We start from the raw sequence: 18,106 nt of genomic DNA on the forward strand, positions 1-18,106 counted from the left end.
TCATGGGGCCCGTTCATGACGGGAGCCCGACCCGTGGATGCGCCGGTCTCCGAGGTGCTCACAGGGAGTGCACTGATCGTGGCTCGGCCTGGGGCTTTGGATACTTTGGCCATGTCCTACGACCACTTCCTCTGGCCAACCGGTACCGCGTACTTCTTCAGTGCGCACCTGCGCGATCGCAGCAGCAGCCTGCTGGTGGAACAGGCGCAGATACTGCGGCTGGCGTTCCGGGTGGCGCAGCAGGCGCGGCCGTTCCGGATCAACGCGATCGTGGTGCTGCCGGACCATCTGCATGGGGTATGGACGTTGCCGGAGGGCGATGAGGAGGGCCATCGCCGCTGGGCGCAGATCCAGGCGATCTTCGACCGCCAGTTGCCGATGACTGATCCCCGGCTGCAGCTCCGGCGTGATCGCAGTCTGCGGCCGCTTTGGCACAACGGCTTTCGCGAGCATCGGATCGTGGATGCCGAGGATCTGCAGCGGCATGTGGCGTATGTGCACCACAACCCGGTCAAGCATGGGCATGTGCGTGACGCGACGCAATGGCCATACAGCTCGATCCATCGTGGGCGCCGCGAAGCCGAGGAGGGCGACTGACGTATAGGGATGGGGGCTTGCCCACGGAGGCGTGCGGCAGGCGGTATCGGGGGATGGGTGTTGCGGACCGGGCTACTGGTGCGGGCGTGCGGTGGGCCGCAGCCGGCACCAGTGCCCCGGTAGGGGGGCGCGAAGCATCTTGGCGGTCAGGGGCACTTCACCGGGAAGACCGGCCCAGCGCCAATCAGGACCAGTGCCATGTAGTCGCTGTCCTTGGCCTTGCCCTTGAGCGTGGCCCCCGGGTTGAACTTGAAGATGCCGAAGCCGCCACCGGGGCGCACCAGGGCCTTGTTGATCTGGTCGGCATCGTCGCGGAAGAACTGGGCGATCTCGGCGCGGCTGGATTCCTGCAGCGGTGTGGCGTCGCGCTGCCATTGCTCATCGCGGTTGAAGGACACGTAGTACTGGCCCTGCTGCTGCTCGATGCGGAATTCGGCCGGCTTGCGCGCGTGGGTGGCGTAGCAGCCGAGCATCGGATCGGAGGAGAACACGCCGGCGCTGTTGTCCTTGCCGCAGCTGGTCAGCAGGAGCGGGGACAGGAGGAGCAGGCAGGGCAGTACGCGCATGGCAGATCCTGGCGACGGGTGTTTCAGCATTGTCCAACACCGCATGAAAAGATGCCGTCTGCGCACCCCGCGGGTGATGGTGTACGGTGATGCGATTCTCAGGAGACACCCCGTGCCGCCCGATTCTCCGCAAGCGCCGCGCTCACCGTCGACGGTGCCGATCTCGGCTCAGCGACTGCCGCTGCTCGGCCTGGTCAGCTTCCTCGGCCTCCCCATCGGTGCCGCCGCCGCCCACATCGCCACCGCCGCAAATCACGGTGTCACCGCAGGCGCCAGCACCACCGGCGTCTCCATCGGCGTCCTCGCTTCAGCGGCCGTGGGTCTGATTGCCACGGTGGGCTCGCGCGTGCGTCAGGAACGCTGGCCGTGGCTGGGCATCACCGGCGCGGTACTCAGCGCCGCGCCGCTGGTGTTGTTCCTGGTCGGGATGATGTTCAAGCACTGAGCCGAGCCGCACGCTCAGTGCCGGTGCCGCCGCCAGGCGTTCCACACATGCGTGCTGGCCAACAGCAGGCTGCCGACCACGGTCATCGGGGTTTCGGCCTCGTGGCTCGGCCAGCCCATGGCGCCGGCCAGCAGCAACAGCAGCCCGACCAAGGCGGACGCCATCGCCAGCACGGGCAGGCGGTGCTGGCGGTGCGCGCGCCACAACGCGAAGCCGGTCACCGGTGCGGCGATCGCCACAAACAGGGCATGCACCCATTCGGCCTGGGCCCACACGCCCAACAGCGGGAGCATCGCCGCGAGCAGCGGCAGGGCCAGGCAGTGCAGCAGGCATAGGCCGGACAGCGCGATGGCGCCGGCATCCAACAGGGCAGAGGATCGCTTCATGGGGCGTGGGGTCTTGGTCCGTGAATGTTATATAGTAACATTTCATTTCCCCTCCAGACCTGCTCCGCCATGACTGCCTCTGCTGCCCTTCATGATTCCCGTCTGCCGGTAACGGTGCTGTCCGGCTTCCTCGGTGCCGGCAAGACCACCCTGCTCAATCAGCTGCTGCGCAACCGCGAGGGCCGCCGGGTGGCGGTGATCGTCAACGACATGAGCGAGATCAATGTCGATGCGCAGCTGGTCCGTGATGGTGGCGCGGCGCTGAGCCGCACCGAGGAGACGCTGGTGGAGTTCAGCAACGGCTGCATCTGCTGCACGCTGCGCGATGACCTGCTGCACGAGGTGCGCAGGCTTGCGGCGGAGGGGCGCTATGACTATCTGTTGATCGAATCGACCGGGATCGCCGAGCCGATGCCGGTCGCGGCGACCTTCTCGGTACGCGATGAGGCCGGCTTCAGCCTCAGCGACATCGCGCGGCTGGATACGCTGGTGACGGTGGTCGATGGCGCGCAGTTCCTGCGGGACTTCGGTTCGAGTGATCGGCTGATCGACCGCGGGCAGCAGGCCGGTGAGGATGACGAGCGTGGCGTGGTGAATCTGCTTGCCGAGCAGATCGAGTTCGCCAATGTGATCGTGGTGAGCAAGTGCGATCTGATCGACGACGACACGCTGCAGTCCACGCTGGCCGTGCTGCGCGCGATGAACCGCGATGCGCGGCTGGTGCTGTCAGAACACGGCAACGTGCCGCTGCACGAGGTGCTCGATACCGGCCGCTACGACTTCGTCAAAGCGCAGCTGGCGCCGGGCTGGATGCAGGCGCTGCGCGGGCAGCACACGCCGGAGACCGAGGAATACGGCATCACCAGTTTCGTCTACCGCTCGCGCCGGCCGTTCCATCCGCAACGCTTTGCGCGCTTGCTGGAGACCGGGCTGGGCAGCGTGATCCGCAGCAAGGGCTTCTTCTGGCTGGCCAACCGCATGGACTCGGTGGGCGAGCTCTCCAGTGTCGGTGCGGCCACGCAGACGTCGGTCGCGGGGGTCTGGTACGCCTCGCGTGAGCGCATGGAGGCGGGCCTGGAGAACACCGTGCCCGAGCTGTCACCCACGCGCGTGCCGTACACGGACATTGGCTGGGCCCGCCAGCAGGCGGGGTACTGGACCGCGTCGCTGCCCAGCGTGGAGCAGGTCGGCGATGCGGGCGAGTACCAGGCGATGCGCCGGCTGTGGCATCCCTGGTGGGGCGACCGCCGCCAGGAGCTGGCGGTGATCGGCGTGGCGATGGACGAGCACGCGGTGTGTGCCGAGCTGGATGCCTGCCTGCTCAACGATGAGGAACTGCGCGCCGGGCCGCTGTTGTGGCAGTTGTTGCCGGATGCGTTCCCGGCGTGGGCGCGCGCTTAGCCGAACGCTTTACACCGGCGTCAACTGCCAACCCTGATCGGATGCGCGCAGGGTATGGCTCAAGCCGACCGCCTGCAGCAGCGCGTCATCGTGCGACACGATCATCAACGTGCCGCTGTACCGGCTGAGCATCTGCTCCAGCGCGGTCAGCGAGGGCAGGTCGAGGTGATTGCCGGGTTCGTCGAGCAGGAGTAGCTGCGGCGGCGTCTGCGCGTATAGCACGGACGCCAGCGCCGCCTTCAGGCGTTCGCCACCGCTGAGCGTGCCCAACGGCCGCAGGCTGCGCTCGGCATCCAGGCCGAGCAGGGCCAACTGGGTGCGCAGCGTGCCTTCGCTGGCCAACGGATGGGCGCGCTGCAGGAGGGACAGCGCTGATGCGTCGCCGGGCAGCATCGTGAGCGACTGATCAAGCAGGGCGACGCTGGCCGCCACCTCGATGTGCCCCGACACCGGCGCCAACGTCCCGGCCAGCAGCCGCAGCAGCGTGGATTTGCCGCTGCCGTTGCGGCCCTGTACGCCGATCCGCTGGCCGCGCTGTACCGTGAGGTCCAGCGTGTGCCAGGGCGCCTGCACCCACGGCAGTTCGGCGGCGATGAGCTCGGCCACCCGCTGGGGCCCGGGCTCATGGATCACCGGGGCGAGCAGGGCGATCTCGATGTCCTGCTCCACCTCGCCAGCAGCTTCGCGCACGCGCGCATCCAGTTCGGTACGACGCTCGCTCTGCTGTGCCTGCCAGCGGCCGGCAGTGTGCTCGCTGCGGTTCTTCATGCCACCGAGCAGGATCGGTGCCTGGTTGGCGGTGCGTGCCTGGCGTGTAGCACGCGCCTGCCGATGCTCCATGCGCTCACGCTGATCGCGCAGCTCGGTCTGCTGCTGGCGGCGCTCGCGCTTGCGCAGGGCCAGCTGGGCATCCGCGCTCCGCCGCTCGTCCTGCTTCTGTTCGGCGTAGAGATCGTAGTTGCCGCCGTACTGGCGCAGCCCGCCGGGCGACAGTTCGACGATGCGCGTCATGTGCCGCAGCAGCGTGCGGTCGTGGCTGATCACGATCAGGCCGCCGTGCCAGCGCTGCAGCGCCTCGATCAGGCGCGCGCGATGGGCGGCGTCGAGGTGGTTGCTGGGTTCATCCAGGATCAAGCCCTCGGCACCGGACAGGAACGCACCGGCCAGCGCGACCTGCATCGCCTGGCCACCGCTGAGCGTGGCCGCCGGCCGCAGGGGATCCAGCGCGGGCAGCCCGAGCAGCTGCCATTGGGCCTGCAGCTGCTCGCGGAGGTCCCAGCGCTCACCCACGCGGGTGAAGTCGTCCGGATCGACGCTGCCGGCTTCGATGCGGTGCAGGGCGTCGAGCACCGCGCCGACGCCGGCCAGATCGGCGATACGGCCGGCGGGTACGCCGCTGTGCTGCGTGAGCAGGTGCACCGGCCCGCTGCGCAGGATGCGGCCGGCGCTGGGCGTGAGATCGCCACTGAGCAGGAGCGCGAGCAGGCTTTTGCCCACGCCGTTGCGCCCGACCAGGCCGGTCGGGGTGCCGTCGAACGCGGCGGACAGTTCGGAAAACAGAACCCGGCCGTCGGGCAGGGTATGCGTCACGCGATCGAGCGTGAGAGCGAATGCGGTCATGCGACCTCCATTGGATGCCAAAGACTCCCCTCCTGCAGATCAGGCGGGTGGAGACGGGCCGTCAGACGACGGCGGCATCAATGGCGCATGTAGGCCTACCTCGGCAACAAAGGCGGCTGGCTGCCGCGCGGCCAGTATAAAACCGCCCGCCGGCAGGGCGATGAACGCCGCCTGCTCAGCAGCTGACCCCGGTAAGCCGGGCGCTGATGAAATCGATGAAGACCCGCAGCTTGGGCAGCACATGGCGGCCGGAGGGCCACAGCAGGTAGAAGGTGCCGCAGGCATGGATGCGGTCGGCCATGACCCGTTGCAGGCGGCCGTCGGCCAGGGCCTCGCGCACCGAGTGCTCGGGGATGTAGGCGATGCCGCGCCCGGCCAGCGCGAACGCCAGCCGCGCCTCGATCGTATTGCTGACCATCGAGACCGGCAGTGCCAGCGGGGCGGCGCCCGGCGTCTGCGGCAGCGGCCACGGTTCCAGCTTGCCGCTGCTGGGGAAGCGGTAGTGCAGGCAGTCGTGCTGCAACAGGTCCTCAGGCGCGCGGGGGGCACCGCGGCGGGCCAGGTAATCCGGGGAGGCGACCAGATAGCGCGGGAACACGCCGAGCTGTCGGGCGCTCAGGCGCGAGTCGGTCGGTGCGCTGACCCGCAGCACGGCGTCGAAGCCTTCCTCGATCACATCCACCAGGCGGTCATCGAAATCCAGCTCCAGGCGGATGCCGGGATAAGCGGCCATGAACTCGGTGAGCAGCGGTAGCGAGATGTCGCCGACCAGCGGCAGACTGACCCGCAGCACCCCCGTGGGCGCCTCGGTCTGCTGGACCAGCTCGTCGCGGGCGGCGTCACGCTCATCGAGGATGCGCCGGCACCGGACCAGGAAGCGCTCGCCCTCCGCGGTGAGGGTGACGCTGCGGGTGCTGCGATGGAACAGCCGCACGCCGAGTGCCTGCTCCAGCCGCGACACCGTCTTGCCGGCGGCCGAGGCGGAGATGCCGAGCATGCGGCCGGTCTCGACGAAGCTGCGGGTGTCGGCGACCTGCACGAAGGTCTGCAGGTTGCCGAGATTGTCCAAGGCTGACATGGGCGGTGCCACGGGGAGGAAAGCGGGCACTGTAGCGGTCGGCAGCGGTGGCGGGGCGGGAGGCGGCGGCAGCGGCCCGCAACACTGTGGTGCGCGGGGGGGGCGGTGGGGGCCGGAGACCTTGCAGGGAGCGCGCCTTGCCGATTGCGGCCTCGCGGCTCCGGAATGTGCGGAGCGCCAACCGGCTGTTTCATTGAACCCTCACGGCCTACCGTGGCGCTCCCTCACTTCTCGGCGGCGCCATGTCCTGCTTCCCTTACCTCCACGACCCCACGTGCCCGCTGGATGCGGCCCCCACCCAGGTGCAGCCATGAGCGGGCACGCGGTGGATGCCACCGTGGTTCCCCTGCCCAATGCCGCCAGCCGGTTGCCCTTCGGCGGGCTGCTCGCCCTGGCGTGCGCAGGCTTCATCACCATCCTCACCGAGGCATTGCCGGCCGGCCTGCTGTCCCCGATGAGCGCCGATCTCGGCGTCAGCCGCGCGCTGGTCGGGCAGCTGGTGACGATCTACGCGCTGGGCTCGCTGGTCGCCGCGCTGCCGATGACCGCATTGACCCGGCGCTGGCCGCGCCGCCCGCTGCTGCTCACTGCGATCGCCGGTTTCGTGGTGGTCAATACCATCACCGCGATGACGCACCACTATGGGCTGATGCTGGTCGCGCGCTTCTGCGCGGGCATCAGCGCGGGCCTGCTGTGGTCGCTGGTGGCCGGCTATGCCAGCCGCATGGTGGTGCCGCAGCTGCAGGGCCGCGCGATCGCGGTGGCGATGGTCGGCACGCCGCTGGCACTGTCGTTGGGCATCCCCGCCGGTACGCTGCTCGGCCAGACCATTGGTTGGCGCTGGGCGTTCGGGTTGATGTCGCTGCTCAGCGTCGGCCTGCTGGTGTGGGCGCGGCTGGTGCTGCCGCCCTTGCCGGCCCCGGGCGCTGCGGCCCAGCAGCCGCTGGGCAACGTACTGCGGCTGCGCGGCATGCGCACTGCGTTGCTGACGATGTTCCTGTACGTGCTGGCGCACAACGTGCTCTACACCTACATCGAACCGTTCGCGGCGCTGTCCGGCGCGTCGGCCTGGCTGGATCGTCTGCTGCTGGTGTTCGGCGTGGCCGCGCTGGTTGGCATCTGGATCACCGGCCTGCTGGTGGACCGCTGGCTACGCGCGCTGGTGATCGCCAGCACGCTGGCCTTTGCACTCTCGGCGGTGGCGTTCGGCCTGTGGCCGGGCTCGCCGTGGGTGCTGGTGATCGGCACGGTGGTGTGGGGGGTGTCGTTCGGGGGCGTTGCCACCCAGTTCCAGACCGCGGTGGCGCGTCGTGCCGACGAGGCCGGGGACATCGCGCAGTCGTTCGTGGTGACCGGCTGGAATCTGGCCATCGCGCTGGCGGGCATCCTCGGTGGCGTGATGCTGGAAACCGTCGGTGAACGCTGGCTGCCCGCGGTCCTGCTGGTGCTGCTGCTCGCCACGTTGATGGTCGTGCTGCGCCAGCCGCGCGCCTGGGCGCCGATCACGCACTGAGCCCAGCCGCCGCACCCGGCAAGGTGGGCCGCGATACCCGGCGCTATGCTGGGGCCGGGTATCGCGATGGGAGCCGCGGGTGCGCAAGGGATTCTTTCGATGGGGGGTGCTGACACTGCTGTGCCTGGCCGGTATCGCGCACGCGGCCGAGCCGGAGCGGCGCATCGCGCTGACGATCGATGATCTGCCCTGGCAGCGCCTGGACGAACGCGCCGAGCCCGAGCTTGCCGCCCGTCATGCACAGTTGATCGCAGCCCTGAAGCAGGCGGACGTGCCGGTGGTGGGGTTCGTCAACGAGGTCAAACTCGAGGTGGATGGACGGGTGCAACCCGCGCGCGTACAGATGCTGCGCGACTGGCGCGATGCCGGTTTCGAACTGGGCAACCACACGTTCGGCCATGTCGATCTGCACGCGATCGGGCTGGCCGCGTATGAGCAGGACATCCTGCGCGGTGAGATGACGCTGCGCCCACTGCTGGCCGAAACCGGGCAGACACCGCGCTGGTTCCGGCATCCGTATCTGCGTGCCGGGCAGTCACCGCAGGAACGTGCTGCGCTGGGCGTGTTCCTGCAGCAGCATGGCTACCGGATCGCACCGGTGACCGTCGACAACAGCGAGTGGATCTGGGCGTTCGCCTACGATCACGTGCGCGATACCGAGACCGATCCGGTCGCGCGGGAGACCCGCCTGCGCCAGCTGCGCCGTGGCTACGTGCCGTACATGCTCAACAAGCTGGACTACTACGAGCAGCAGGGGCAGCAGCTGCTGGGCCGGCTGCCTGCACAGGTGTGGTTGATCCACGCCAATGCGCTCAGCGCGGACTGTGTGGAAGAACTGGTCGCAGCCACGCGCCGGCGCGGCTATCGCTTCATCTCGCTGGAGGCGGCCCTGCAGGATCCGGCCTACCAGCATGCCGATGGCTACAACGGCGCTGGGGGCATCAGCTGGATACAGCGCTGGGCCATGGCCGAGAACAAGCCGAAGGCGTTCTACGCTGGCGAGCCGCAGGTACCGGCGTGGGTGATGACGCTGGCGGGGCTGGAGGCCGAATAGACAGTCGGCTCAGCCGGGTTCGTCGTTGCCGGGTTTCTGCATGTCTTCCGGCGCCTGTCCGTACTGCTGCTTGCGGTGCTGGTGGAAGGCCACGAACTCGTCCGGTGGCAGTGCCTTGGAGAACAGCCAGCCCTGCCCGAACTCGACCTGGCGCGCTTGCAGGTAGGCCAGCTGCGCGGGCGTTTCCACGCCTTCGGCCACGGTGAACAGCCCCAGCGTCTTGGCCATGTCGATGATGTGCGAGGTCACCGGGCTGGTGGCACTGTCGGTGCCGATCGCATCGATGAACGACTTGTCGATCTTCAGCGCATCCAGCGGCAGCTGCTGCAGGTACTGCAGGCTGGAATAGCCGACACCGAAGTCGTCGATCGCCACGCAGTGCCCCATGCGCCGTGCATTGGCCAGGCTGGTACGCGCCCGGCGGATATCGATGAAGCCGCGCTCGGTCGCCTCCAGCCAGATCTGCTGGGGATGGATGCCGGTGCCCTGCAGTTTGGCGCTCAGTACCTTCAGCGCCCGTCCGCTGCTGACATCCTCGGCGGCCAGATTGATCGCGATGTGTGCGGTGCGGTCCTGTATCAACAACTCGCGCATGTCCGCGATCACGTGATCGATGACCTGGTCGGTCAGTGCCTCGATCAATCCCGCCTCCTCGGCCAGCGGGATGAACAGATCCGGTCGCACCAGGCTGCCGTCGGGACGGCGCCAGCGCACCAGCGATTCGGCGCCCACGCAGATGCCGGTATCCAGCTCGATGATCGGCTGGTAATGCATGAAGAACTCGCGCCTGCGCACCGCCGTGGCCAGTTCGCCGCGCAGCGACAGCCGCCGCCGCGACAACCACACCACACCCCCGATCGCCGCCAGCGCGCCGAGCACGCCCAGCGGAATGAACTGCCCGATCTGGTGGCGGAACGCGGCGACCAGATCGGTGCGCGGCGCGGTGGCGATGGCCAGCCATTCCTGATCCTGCGCGGTGGCGTAGAGCGTCTGGCCTTTCATGCCGCTGGCCGGCTCGCGCAGCAACCGCTGCAGCAGCCCCTGGTCCTGGATGTCCTGCTGCGCGATCAGGCGCCCGTCCGGGCTGGCCACCGCCAGCCGCACGTTGGGGTCGGCGATCACATCGACCAGCCGTGCCGGGTCCATCAGGATGTCGTACTGCCCGTAGCTGAGCGCCATCAGCGGCTGCTCCACATTGCCGGCCAGCGGCCGTACGCCCAGGGTGATGCCGGCGCCTTCGGCGGTCACGTACCCGGGCGTGGGCTGCGGGATCTCGGCGGTCACCGGCCCCCACGAATTGCAGACCAGCCGGCCCTGTTCGAAGTAGCCCACCTGCTCGGCCGAATGGGTACGCATGGCCAGGCGGCGCATCAGCTGCAGGTGCTCGGGCGAGCAGGGCGCCAGTGTGCTCTGGTTGAGCTCGTGCAGGGCGGTCAGTGCCATCTCGTAGGCACGATGCGCGCGCTGCAGGGTGCGCTCGGCCGTGGTCTGCAGGCGCACCTGCTCGGATTCGCTGGCGCGGCTCCAGGTGAAATAGAACACCGTGGCGATCGGCACCAGGGCACCGAGCAGGGCCAGCAGGATGGTGACGGCGATGATCCGGGCGCGGTTCAAGCAGATCTCGATGCCTCGTCGAAAGGGGGTTCCATGGCAGCCCGGCGGGCCAGGGCAGTCGCGGCCCCGAGCCGCTATATGACCATCAGTGCGCGGGGATTGAAACCGGGGCCGTGGGATGCCGCCCGGCGAGGTGGCTTGGCCGACCACGGAGCGCGGACAAAACCGGCCGTTTCCGTCACCCGTCCCTGCCGCCGGACACTCTGGTCGCGCGGGTGATCGGCCCGGTATTCACCTTCGGTTCGCGCCCCCGGCCGGATCATCGCGCCGCACGCTTCCGTGCCCCGCTCCGAGCCCGATGAATCCGACCCTGCCTGCCGCGTTGGCCCTGTTGTCGATGCTGCTGCCTGGCCTGGCATCGGCGCGCACGGTCTATCGCTGCGTGCAGAGCAACACGGTCAGCCTGGCCACCGCCCCCGAGCCGGGCTCCAAGTGCACCCCGCAGCAGATCGATGACAACGCCGTGCAGACCCCCAACCTGTGGGGCAACATGGGCGTCTTCAGCGGCACCCTGTACGAACGTGAGCAGGATGGTGCACTGGTCTACTCCACCCGCAACCTGCCGGGCTCGCGGGTATTCCTGAAGTTCACCGTCGCCACGCCACCCGGCGAGCCGGCGCACGAAGGCTTGGGCAAGGTCGGTACGCCGCAGTTGAACCGGCATGCCAAGCAGTTCAAAGCGGCAGCCAAAGCTACCGGCGTGGACGATGCCTGGTTGCGCGCGATCGCGCATGCCGAGAGTGGTTTCGATGTCGGTGCGATATCCCCCAAGGGCGCGCAGGGCGTGATGCAGCTGATGCCCGATACCGCCACCGAATACGGCGTGGCCGATCCGCTCTCGGCCGAGCAGTCGATCAGTGGTGGCGCGCGTTACATGAAGGCGCTGCTGCAGCGTTACAAAGGCGACCGCGTACTGGCTGCGGCCGCGTACAACGCCGGGATCGGTGCGGTGACGCGCTACAAGGGCGTGCCCCCGTATGCCGAGACGCTGGCCTATGTGGAAAAGGTCAGCGCGCTGTACGTGCGCTACCGCGAAGCGATGGGGTTCAAGGTGGAAACGCCGGCGAAATAGGGCGGCGTTTCAGGGCGGTACGTCCTTCCTTGGTGACAGCCCCGATTGAAACCGGAACGTGGCATCCACCCACGTCGCTGTCGCCGTGCAGGGTTTGCAGGCGCGCTGCGAGCGGCTAAGGTCGTGTCCCGAACAGCAGCAGGCAAGGACAGCGATGACGCGCGGACGATGGACGATGGTGGTGCTGATCGCCGCCCTGATGGCGGCAGCGCTGGCCTGGACCTTCCTGCGCGAACCGGCGCCGCCGGCACCGCCACCGGGACCGGTGGCGACGGTCCTGGGTTGGACGCCGCAGATCAGCGTGCTGGCCGGCGACGGCGTCGGCGGCACTACGGACGGCCCCGCCCTCCAGGCGCGCTTCGCTGATCCGTACGGCCTGGCGGTGGACGCCCATGGGGTGGTCTACATCGCCGATGCTGGCGACAACAACCGCATCCGCCGCGTCCATCCCGACGGCCGCGTGGACACCCTGGCCGGGCAGGGCGAGGGCTGGCGCGATGGGGCTGCCTTGCAGGCGCAGTTCAACACGCCCTCCGGTATTGCGGTGGATGCGGCCGGCAACGTCTTTGTCGCCGATACCGGCAACCACGTGATCCGTCGCATCGCGGTGGACGGCACCGTGAGCACGCTGGCCGGTGATGGTCAGCGGGGCTTCGTGGATGGGCCGGCTGCGCAGGCGCGCTTCGATGGCCCGATGGGCGTGGCGGTGGACGCCGGCGGCCGCGTGTATGTGGCCGATACGTACAACGACCGCATCCGCGTCATCGAGACCGACGGGCGGGTGCATACCGTCGCCGGTGGTGAGCGGCCAGGGCTGGTGGAGGGCATCGGCCCGGCTACCCGCCTGGATACGCCGGTGGCGCTGGCGTTGGATCCGCAGGGCAACCTGCTGATCGCCGACCTTTACAACAACGCGATCCGCCAGCTTGCGCCGGATGGCACGCTGAGTACCCGCGTCGCCGATGGCGGCCTGCTCAGTGGTCCGCTGTCGTTGGCGGTGACCCACGACGGGGTGATCTACGCCAGCGACATCAACGGCAAGGTGGTGCAGATCTCGGCGCAGGGGCATCAGCTGGCCTTGGCGGGTGTGCCGCCGCAGCCGCGCTTCGCCCGGCCGACCGCGCTCGCGCTGGATGCCGAGGGCGGTCTGTACCTGGCCGATGCCGCATCCTACCGTGTGCACCGGCTGCATGCGCTGGCGGCGGGAGATATCGCACCGCCGGCGCTGATTGGGCCCGCGCCGGACGCGCCGCTGCCGCAGACCGCCGGCCGGTGGCCGCTGGCCCCGCAGCACGGGTGGCATGAGGTGGTCGGCACGCTGGGTGAAGTGCGCGGCGACTTCAAGGGCGAGAGTCGCCACCACCTGCACGGTGGCTTCGACATCCGCGGCGATGTCGGCCAGCCGGTGCTGGCGATTGCCGACGGCAAGGTGGATACGCCGTTCGCGGCGTGGTCGGTCGGTGGCCAGGCCGAGGGGCTGTCCCTGGGCCGGCTCAAGTACATCCACATGAAGGTCGGCCGCGACCCGCGCGATCGTCCGTTCGATGCGCGCTGGCAGCAGCTGTTCGGTGAGGACGGAAAGTTGGAGCGCATCCGCGTGCGCCGTGGCACGCACTTCGCCGCGGGTGACGCGCTGGGCAGCATCAACCGCATGGCGCATGTGCACCTGAGCGTGGGCGCCAGCGGCTTCGAGCGCAATGCGGTGGCGCTGGGCTTCATCGATTACGCCGACACCTTCGCGCCGCGCATCACCGAGGTGGCGGTGCTGGACGATCTGGATCAGCCGATCCAGGCCGGCGCCGATGGCCGCCTTGCAATTCCGAGGCAAGGCCCCGGCGTGCAGATCGTGGTGGAGACGTGGGACCAGGTGGACCGCAACCTGCCGCGGCGCCGGCTGGGGCTGTACCAGGTCGGCTATCAGGTGCTGGATGCCCAAGGCCAGCCGTTGGCCGGCTACGAGCAGCCGCGCTTCAACATCGTCTTCAACCGGATGCCGCGCGAGGACAGCGCCACCCGCGTGGCCTACGCGCCGGACAGTGGCATCACCGTGCATGGCAGCGCGGTCACACGGTTCCGCTACCTGGTCACCAACACCGTGCGCGATGGGTTGGTCGAGACCGGCCGCTGGCAGCCCGATGCGTTGCCGGCCGGCGACTACATCCTGCGCGCCAGTGCGCGCGACTACAGTGGCAATGAGGCCGTCGGCCCGCGCGATCTGAAGATCACGCTGCTGCCGTGAGCGACATCAGGCGCCGACGCGCACGCGCTCGGCGTCCATGTCGGCCAGGGGGCGTACCTCGATGCTGCCGAAACGCGACCACGGGAACTGCTGGGCGATGCGCATCGCCTCGGCGTGGTCCGGCGCGTTGATCAGATTGAAGCCGGCCAACAATTCGTGGGTCTCGGCGAACGGGCCATCGGTGATGCGGGTCTGGCCTTGGCGCACGCGCAGCGTACGCGCGCTCTCCACCGGTTCCAGCTTCTGCGCGAGCACCAGCGTGCCTTCGGCCTGCAGCCGGTCGGCGTGCTGCAGGCAGTCGTGCATCAAGCGGTCGTACGCGTCGCCTGGCAGGGCCTGCAACAGGCCTTCGTCGATATAGATCAGCAACAGGAATTGCATGGCCAGACCGGGATGAGCGGGGGAACGCGCATGATGCCCCAGCCGGCGCCCGTGACGTGTTGCAGCGCAGCAGCGGCGCCCTGTTCAGGGGCGGAAGAATAAATCCGTGCGGCGTGTCGATTTCCGCCCCGCGGGCACGTTGTATCCAGTGAACGGCCCGGGTTACGGGCTGGCACACAGGAGCACCCCGTGAAAGTCATGGTACTGGTCAAGGCAACGGCGGCCACCGAGGCCGGTCAACTGCCCACCGAGCAGGAAATACGCGCCATGGGCGCCTACAACGAGCAGTTGGTCCAGGCCGGGATCATGTTGGCCGGCGAGGGCCTGCACCCGACCTCGCGCGCCCGCCGGGTGGCGTTCGGCAGCGAACCGCCGCGTGTCATCGATGGGCCATTCGCTGAAACGCGCGAGCTCGTCTGCGGGTTCTGGCTCTGGCAGGTGCGCTCGCTGGACGAGGCCACCGAATGGCTCAAGCGCGCCCCGTTCGCCCCGGGCGATGTGGTCGAGCTTCGCCCGATCCTCAGCGCCGAGGATTTTGGCGATGCCTTCACTCCTGAATTACAGGCGCAGGAACAACGTCTGCGCGACCAGATTGGCAGCACCGACTGATCCCCCGCATCCCTGGAGTATTCCCATGAAACTGATTCCGTTCCTCGGCTTCAACGGCAAGACCCATGAGGCCATGGCCTTCTACGCGCAGGTGCTCGGCGGCAAGGTCACCTCGGAGATGAAGTACCGCGATATGCCACCGATGGAGAGTCAGGAGGGCTGTGGCGAGATGCCGCCGGAAACGCTGGACCACGTTGCCCACAGCCAGCTGGAGGTTGGCTCGGCGGTGCTGATGGCCGCCGATGGCCCGTCGCCGGACGGTCAGGGCAGCACCACGATCAACATCGAGGTCGACTCGGTCGACGAGGCCGAGCGCGTGTTCAAGGCGCTGGCCGACGGGGGGGAGGTCAAGATGCCGATCACCGAAACCTTCTGGGCCCATCGCTGGGGCTTTCTGATCGACCGCTACGGCAAGCCGTGGATGGTCAACTGCATGAAGCAGCCTTGAGCCCGGACGGGCGCGATGGCACGCCGCGGTGCGGCTTGTACCCGGGCCGCACCGGTGCTCTGATCGGCCGCATGGACACGGCACTGACGCAACGACTGGAGACGATCTGGCGCATGGAGTCGCCAGTGTTGACGGCCCGCCTGACCCGCCTGCTTGGCGGCGATGTCGGCCGTGCCGAAGAGCTGGTCCAGGACACCTGGCTGGCCGCGCTGGAGCGCTGGCCCAGCCAGGGTGTACCGGACAATCCCGGAGCGTGGCTGATGACCACCGCGCGTAACCGCGCCATCGATGTGCTGCGCCAGCACCAGCGCGTCGCCGGCCAGCATGCGCAGTACGGCAGTGCGCTGGAGCCACTGCCGTTGCCGTTGCCCGACGACAGCGGTGCGCTGGAAGACGACATCGGCGATGACCTGCTTCGGTTGATGTTCGTCGCCTGCTACCCAGTGCTGGCCGCCGATGCGCGCGTGGCATTGACGCTGCGGCTGCTCGGCGGGCTGACCACCGAGGAGATCGCGCGCGCCTTCCTCGCCCCGGAGCCGACCATCGCCCAGCGCATCGTGCGCGCCAAACGCACGCTGGCGCAGAAGCAGGTGCCGTTCGACGTGCCACGCCAGGCGGCGCTGCCGGAGCGGTTGGCCTCGGTGCTGGAGGTGGTGTACCTCATCTTCAACGAAGGCTATGCCGCCAGTGCCGGCGATGACTGGATGCGCCCGGCGTTGTGCGATGAAGCGCTGCGGCTGGGCCGCGTACTGGCCTGCCGGCTGCCGACCTGGCCGCAGGTGCACGGTCTGCTCGCGTTGATGGAACTGCAGGCATCGCGCACCGCCGCACGTACGGATGCGACCGGCACACCGATCCTGCTGCCCGACCAGGACCGCACGCGCTGGGACTGGCTGCAGATTGCGCGTGGCCAGGCGGCCCTGCAGCAAGCGATTGCGCTGGGCGGCGGCGACGACGCGTATGCACTGCAGGCAGCCATCGCCGAGTGCCATGCACGCGCACGCCGCGCCGAAGACACCGACTGGGCGCGGATGACCGCGTTGTACGCGCGGCTGGCCCAGCGCCAGCCCTCGCCGGTGATCGCGCTGAATCACGCGGTCGCCTTGTCCCGGGCACAGGGTGCGGCCGCCGCATGGCCCTTGGTCGATGCGCTCGGGGACGATGCGCGCTTGCGCGACTACGCGCCGCTGGCCGCGGTGCAGGGCGATCTGTTGGCCCAGCTGGGCCGTCACGACGAAGCGCGCGCGGCCTTCGCGCGTGCGGCGGCGCTGACCGCAAACGCACGTGAGAAGGCGTTGCTGCTGGCTCGCGCGGCTGCTGTGTAGACCGGCACTGCACCCGGCCACGGCTCTGGCCTACACTCGGGCGATTGTCGGTCAGTCATGAGGTGCAGCGTGAAGCGTGTGGTAATCAGCCTGTTGGCGTTGTCGGTGTCGTCGGCCTTGATGGCCGCCACCCCCAAATTCGATGGCGCGCGGATCTCCGCCGACGTCAAGGAACTGGCTTCGGATGCCTATGAAGGCCGCTCGCCGGCCACGGCCGGTGAAGAGAAGACGATCGCGTTCCTGAGCAAGCAGTTCGCGGCGGCCGGCCTGCAGCCGGGCGGCGACCTCAAGGACGGCAAGCGCCTGTGGACCCAGGCCGTGCCGCTGCTCAAGGGCGATATCGTCGGCACCCCGAGCCTCTCGCTGAGCAGCAAGGGCACGCCGCAGACGCTGAGCCAGGGCAAGGAAATCGCCGTGCGTGCCGCCATGAACGGTGCCAGCGAAGTGGACATCAAGAACGCGCCGCTGGTCTTCCTCGGCTACGGCGTCAAGGCCGGCGAGCGCAACTGGGACGATTTCAAGGGCGTGGATCTGAAGGGCAAGATCGCGGTCGTGCTGATCAACGATCCGGACTTCGAAACCGGCCAGGGCGATTTCGACGGCAAGGGCATGACCTACTACGGCCGTTGGACCTACAAGTACGAAGAAGGCGCGCGTCAGGGCGCCCTCGGTGTGCTGATCGTGCACGAGACCGCACCGGCCTCGTATGGCTGGGCCACCGTGGCCGGTTCCAACACCAACACCATGTTCGATGTGGTCCGCGACAATCCGGCCGAAGCGCATCCGCTGCTGGAAGGCTGGATCCAGCGTGATCTGGCGGTGGAACTGTTCAAGCGCTCGGGCCTGGATTTCGAGGCGCTGAAGAAGCAGGCGCAAACCCGTGACTTCAAGCCGGTGGAGCTGAAGGGCGAGACCTTCTCGGCCAAGTACGCGGTCAAGACCGAGGTGATCACCTCGCACAACGTGGCTGCGCGTCTGGAGGGCAGCAAGCATCCCGACGAGACCGTGATCTACAGCGCGCACTGGGATCACATCGGCGTGGGCAAGCCGGACGCGAACGGTGACACCATCTTCAACGGCGCGCTGGACAACGCCAGCGGCACCGCCTCGCTGATCGAGCTGGCCCGCGGCTTCGCCAAGGCCAAGCGCCCGGAGCGTTCGGTGCTGTTCCTGGCCGTCACCGCCGAGGAAAAGGGCTTGCTCGGCTCGGAGTACTACGCTACCCACCCGTTGTATCCGCTGGGCAAGACCGTGGCGCTGATCAACATGGATGGCATGGCGCCCTTCAGCCCGTCGCGTGATTTCGGCATCTACGGTTCGGCCAAGCTGGAGCTGCTGGACCAGCTCAAGGACGTCGCCAAGGGCTGGGACATCCGCTATACGCCCGATCCCAAGCCCGAAGCCGGCCTGTTCTTCCGTTCCGATCACTTCCCGTTCGCCAAGCGCGGCGTGCCAGCGGTGTCGTACTCGGCGGGCCAGGACTGGGTGGAAGGCGGCGTCGCCGCTGGCAGGGCGGCGTCGGATGACTACACCGCCAAGCGCTATCACCAGCAGGGCGACGAATGGCAGCCGGACTGGACCTTCGCCGGTGCCTCGCGCGATCTGGAAGTGCTGTACACGCTGGGCAACCAGCTGGCCAATTCGCGGGCCTGGCCGAACTGGAGCGAAGACTCCCAGTTCCGCGCCCCGCGTGACGCCAGCGCCGCCGAGCGGAAGTAAGAGCGCGTCCGGCCGGCATCGCCGGCCGGACCCCCCGCC

General features: G+C 68.5%; 17 protein-coding genes. 11 read left to right on the plus strand and 6 right to left on the minus strand.

Annotated elements, in window-relative coordinates:
• Positions 1–111 precede the first annotated feature (111 nt).
• Positions 112–597 carry an REP-associated tyrosine transposase gene (locus ACE026_RS20575; RefSeq protein ID WP_486040705.1) on the plus strand — a complete coding sequence of 162 codons (486 nt, stop codon included), beginning with the start codon at positions 112–114 and terminating at the stop codon, positions 595–597.
• Positions 598–743: 146 nt separating this feature from the next.
• Here ACE026_RS20575 and ACE026_RS20580 read toward each other — a convergent pair whose 3' ends face one another.
• Positions 744–1,163 carry a hypothetical protein gene (locus tag ACE026_RS20580; protein WP_486040706.1) on the minus strand — a complete coding sequence of 140 codons (420 nt, stop codon included), beginning with the start codon at positions 1,161–1,163 and terminating at the stop codon, positions 744–746.
• 112 nt (positions 1,164–1,275) lie between these two features.
• On the opposite strand from ACE026_RS20580, the gene ACE026_RS20585 reads away from it, so the two are divergent.
• Positions 1,276–1,608, plus strand: coding sequence for a hypothetical protein (locus tag ACE026_RS20585; RefSeq protein WP_486040707.1), 333 nt, complete (start codon positions 1,276–1,278; stop codon positions 1,606–1,608).
• A gap of 14 nt (positions 1,609–1,622) precedes the next feature.
• On the opposite strand, the gene ACE026_RS20590 is transcribed toward ACE026_RS20585, so the two are convergent.
• On the minus strand, positions 1,623–1,994 hold the full coding sequence (locus ACE026_RS20590) for a MerC domain-containing protein (protein ID WP_486040708.1): 372 nt from the start codon (positions 1,992–1,994) through the stop codon (positions 1,623–1,625).
• A 69-nt stretch (positions 1,995–2,063) separates the two neighbouring features.
• Between ACE026_RS20590 and ACE026_RS20595 the strand changes: the two genes are divergently transcribed.
• Positions 2,064–3,395 carry a GTP-binding protein gene (locus ACE026_RS20595; protein ID WP_486040709.1) on the plus strand — a complete coding sequence of 444 codons (1,332 nt, stop codon included), beginning with the start codon at positions 2,064–2,066 and terminating at the stop codon, positions 3,393–3,395.
• A 9-nt stretch (positions 3,396–3,404) separates the two neighbouring features.
• Here ACE026_RS20595 and ACE026_RS20600 read toward each other — a convergent pair whose 3' ends face one another.
• Both ACE026_RS20600 and ACE026_RS20605 read right to left on the minus strand, forming a co-directional pair.
• Positions 3,405–5,015: an ABC-F family ATP-binding cassette domain-containing protein gene (locus tag ACE026_RS20600; RefSeq protein WP_486040710.1), complete on the minus strand. Its 1,611-nt coding sequence runs from the start codon at positions 5,013–5,015 to the stop codon at positions 3,405–3,407.
• 175 nt (positions 5,016–5,190) lie between these two features.
• The gene (locus ACE026_RS20605; RefSeq protein WP_486040711.1) at positions 5,191–6,093 is read right to left on the minus strand and encodes a LysR family transcriptional regulator; all 903 of its coding nucleotides are present in this window, start codon (positions 6,091–6,093) and stop codon (positions 5,191–5,193) included.
• Positions 6,094–6,403: 310 nt separating this feature from the next.
• Here ACE026_RS20605 and ACE026_RS20610 point away from each other — a divergent pair, with 310 nt between their 5' ends.
• Together ACE026_RS20610 and ACE026_RS20615 are read left to right on the plus strand one after the other, a co-directional pair.
• On the plus strand, positions 6,404–7,606 hold the full coding sequence (locus ACE026_RS20610; RefSeq protein ID WP_486040712.1) for an MFS transporter: 1,203 nt from the start codon (positions 6,404–6,406) through the stop codon (positions 7,604–7,606).
• 106 nt (positions 7,607–7,712) lie between these two features.
• Positions 7,713–8,660, plus strand: a complete 948-nt coding sequence (locus ACE026_RS20615; protein WP_486040713.1) for a polysaccharide deacetylase family protein — start codon at positions 7,713–7,715, stop codon at positions 8,658–8,660.
• Positions 8,661–8,669: 9 nt separating this feature from the next.
• Here ACE026_RS20615 and ACE026_RS20620 read toward each other — a convergent pair whose 3' ends face one another.
• Positions 8,670–10,274 carry an EAL domain-containing protein gene (locus ACE026_RS20620; RefSeq protein ID WP_486040715.1) on the minus strand — a complete coding sequence of 535 codons (1,605 nt, stop codon included), beginning with the start codon at positions 10,272–10,274 and terminating at the stop codon, positions 8,670–8,672.
• A 298-nt stretch (positions 10,275–10,572) separates the two neighbouring features.
• Between ACE026_RS20620 and ACE026_RS20625 the strand changes: the two genes are divergently transcribed.
• A complete protein-coding gene (locus tag ACE026_RS20625) occupies positions 10,573–11,346 on the plus strand; it encodes a lytic transglycosylase domain-containing protein (RefSeq protein ID WP_486040716.1) in 774 nt (257 codons plus the stop codon).
• Positions 11,347–11,500: 154 nt separating this feature from the next.
• Positions 11,501–13,585, plus strand: a complete 2,085-nt coding sequence (locus ACE026_RS20630; protein WP_486040718.1) for a gluconolaconase — start codon at positions 11,501–11,503, stop codon at positions 13,583–13,585.
• A gap of 6 nt (positions 13,586–13,591) precedes the next feature.
• Here the strand turns inward: ACE026_RS20630 and ACE026_RS20635 are convergent, their stop codons facing one another.
• Entirely contained in the window at positions 13,592–13,966 is a 375-nt protein-coding gene (locus ACE026_RS20635) for a YciI family protein (protein ID WP_486040720.1), read from the minus strand.
• Between the two features lie 189 nt (positions 13,967–14,155).
• Here ACE026_RS20635 and ACE026_RS20640 point away from each other — a divergent pair, with 189 nt between their 5' ends.
• The 4 genes from ACE026_RS20640 to ACE026_RS20655 all read left to right on the plus strand — a co-directional run bounded on the left by ACE026_RS20640 (position 14,156) and on the right by ACE026_RS20655 (position 18,067).
• Entirely contained in the window at positions 14,156–14,575 is a 420-nt protein-coding gene (locus tag ACE026_RS20640; RefSeq protein ID WP_486040722.1) for a YciI family protein, read from the plus strand.
• 25 nt (positions 14,576–14,600) lie between these two features.
• Positions 14,601–15,023 (plus strand): VOC family protein, encoded by a 423-nt coding sequence (locus ACE026_RS20645; RefSeq protein ID WP_486040723.1) that lies wholly within the window; start codon positions 14,601–14,603, stop codon positions 15,021–15,023.
• A gap of 71 nt (positions 15,024–15,094) precedes the next feature.
• Positions 15,095–16,348, plus strand: a complete 1,254-nt coding sequence (locus ACE026_RS20650) for an RNA polymerase sigma factor (RefSeq protein WP_486040724.1) — start codon at positions 15,095–15,097, stop codon at positions 16,346–16,348.
• A 69-nt stretch (positions 16,349–16,417) separates the two neighbouring features.
• Positions 16,418–18,067, plus strand: coding sequence for a M28 family metallopeptidase (locus tag ACE026_RS20655; RefSeq protein ID WP_486040725.1), 1,650 nt, complete (start codon positions 16,418–16,420; stop codon positions 18,065–18,067).
• Positions 18,068–18,106 lie beyond the last annotated feature (39 nt).

Source organism: Stenotrophomonas sp. AGC87 (assembly GCF_057333975.1).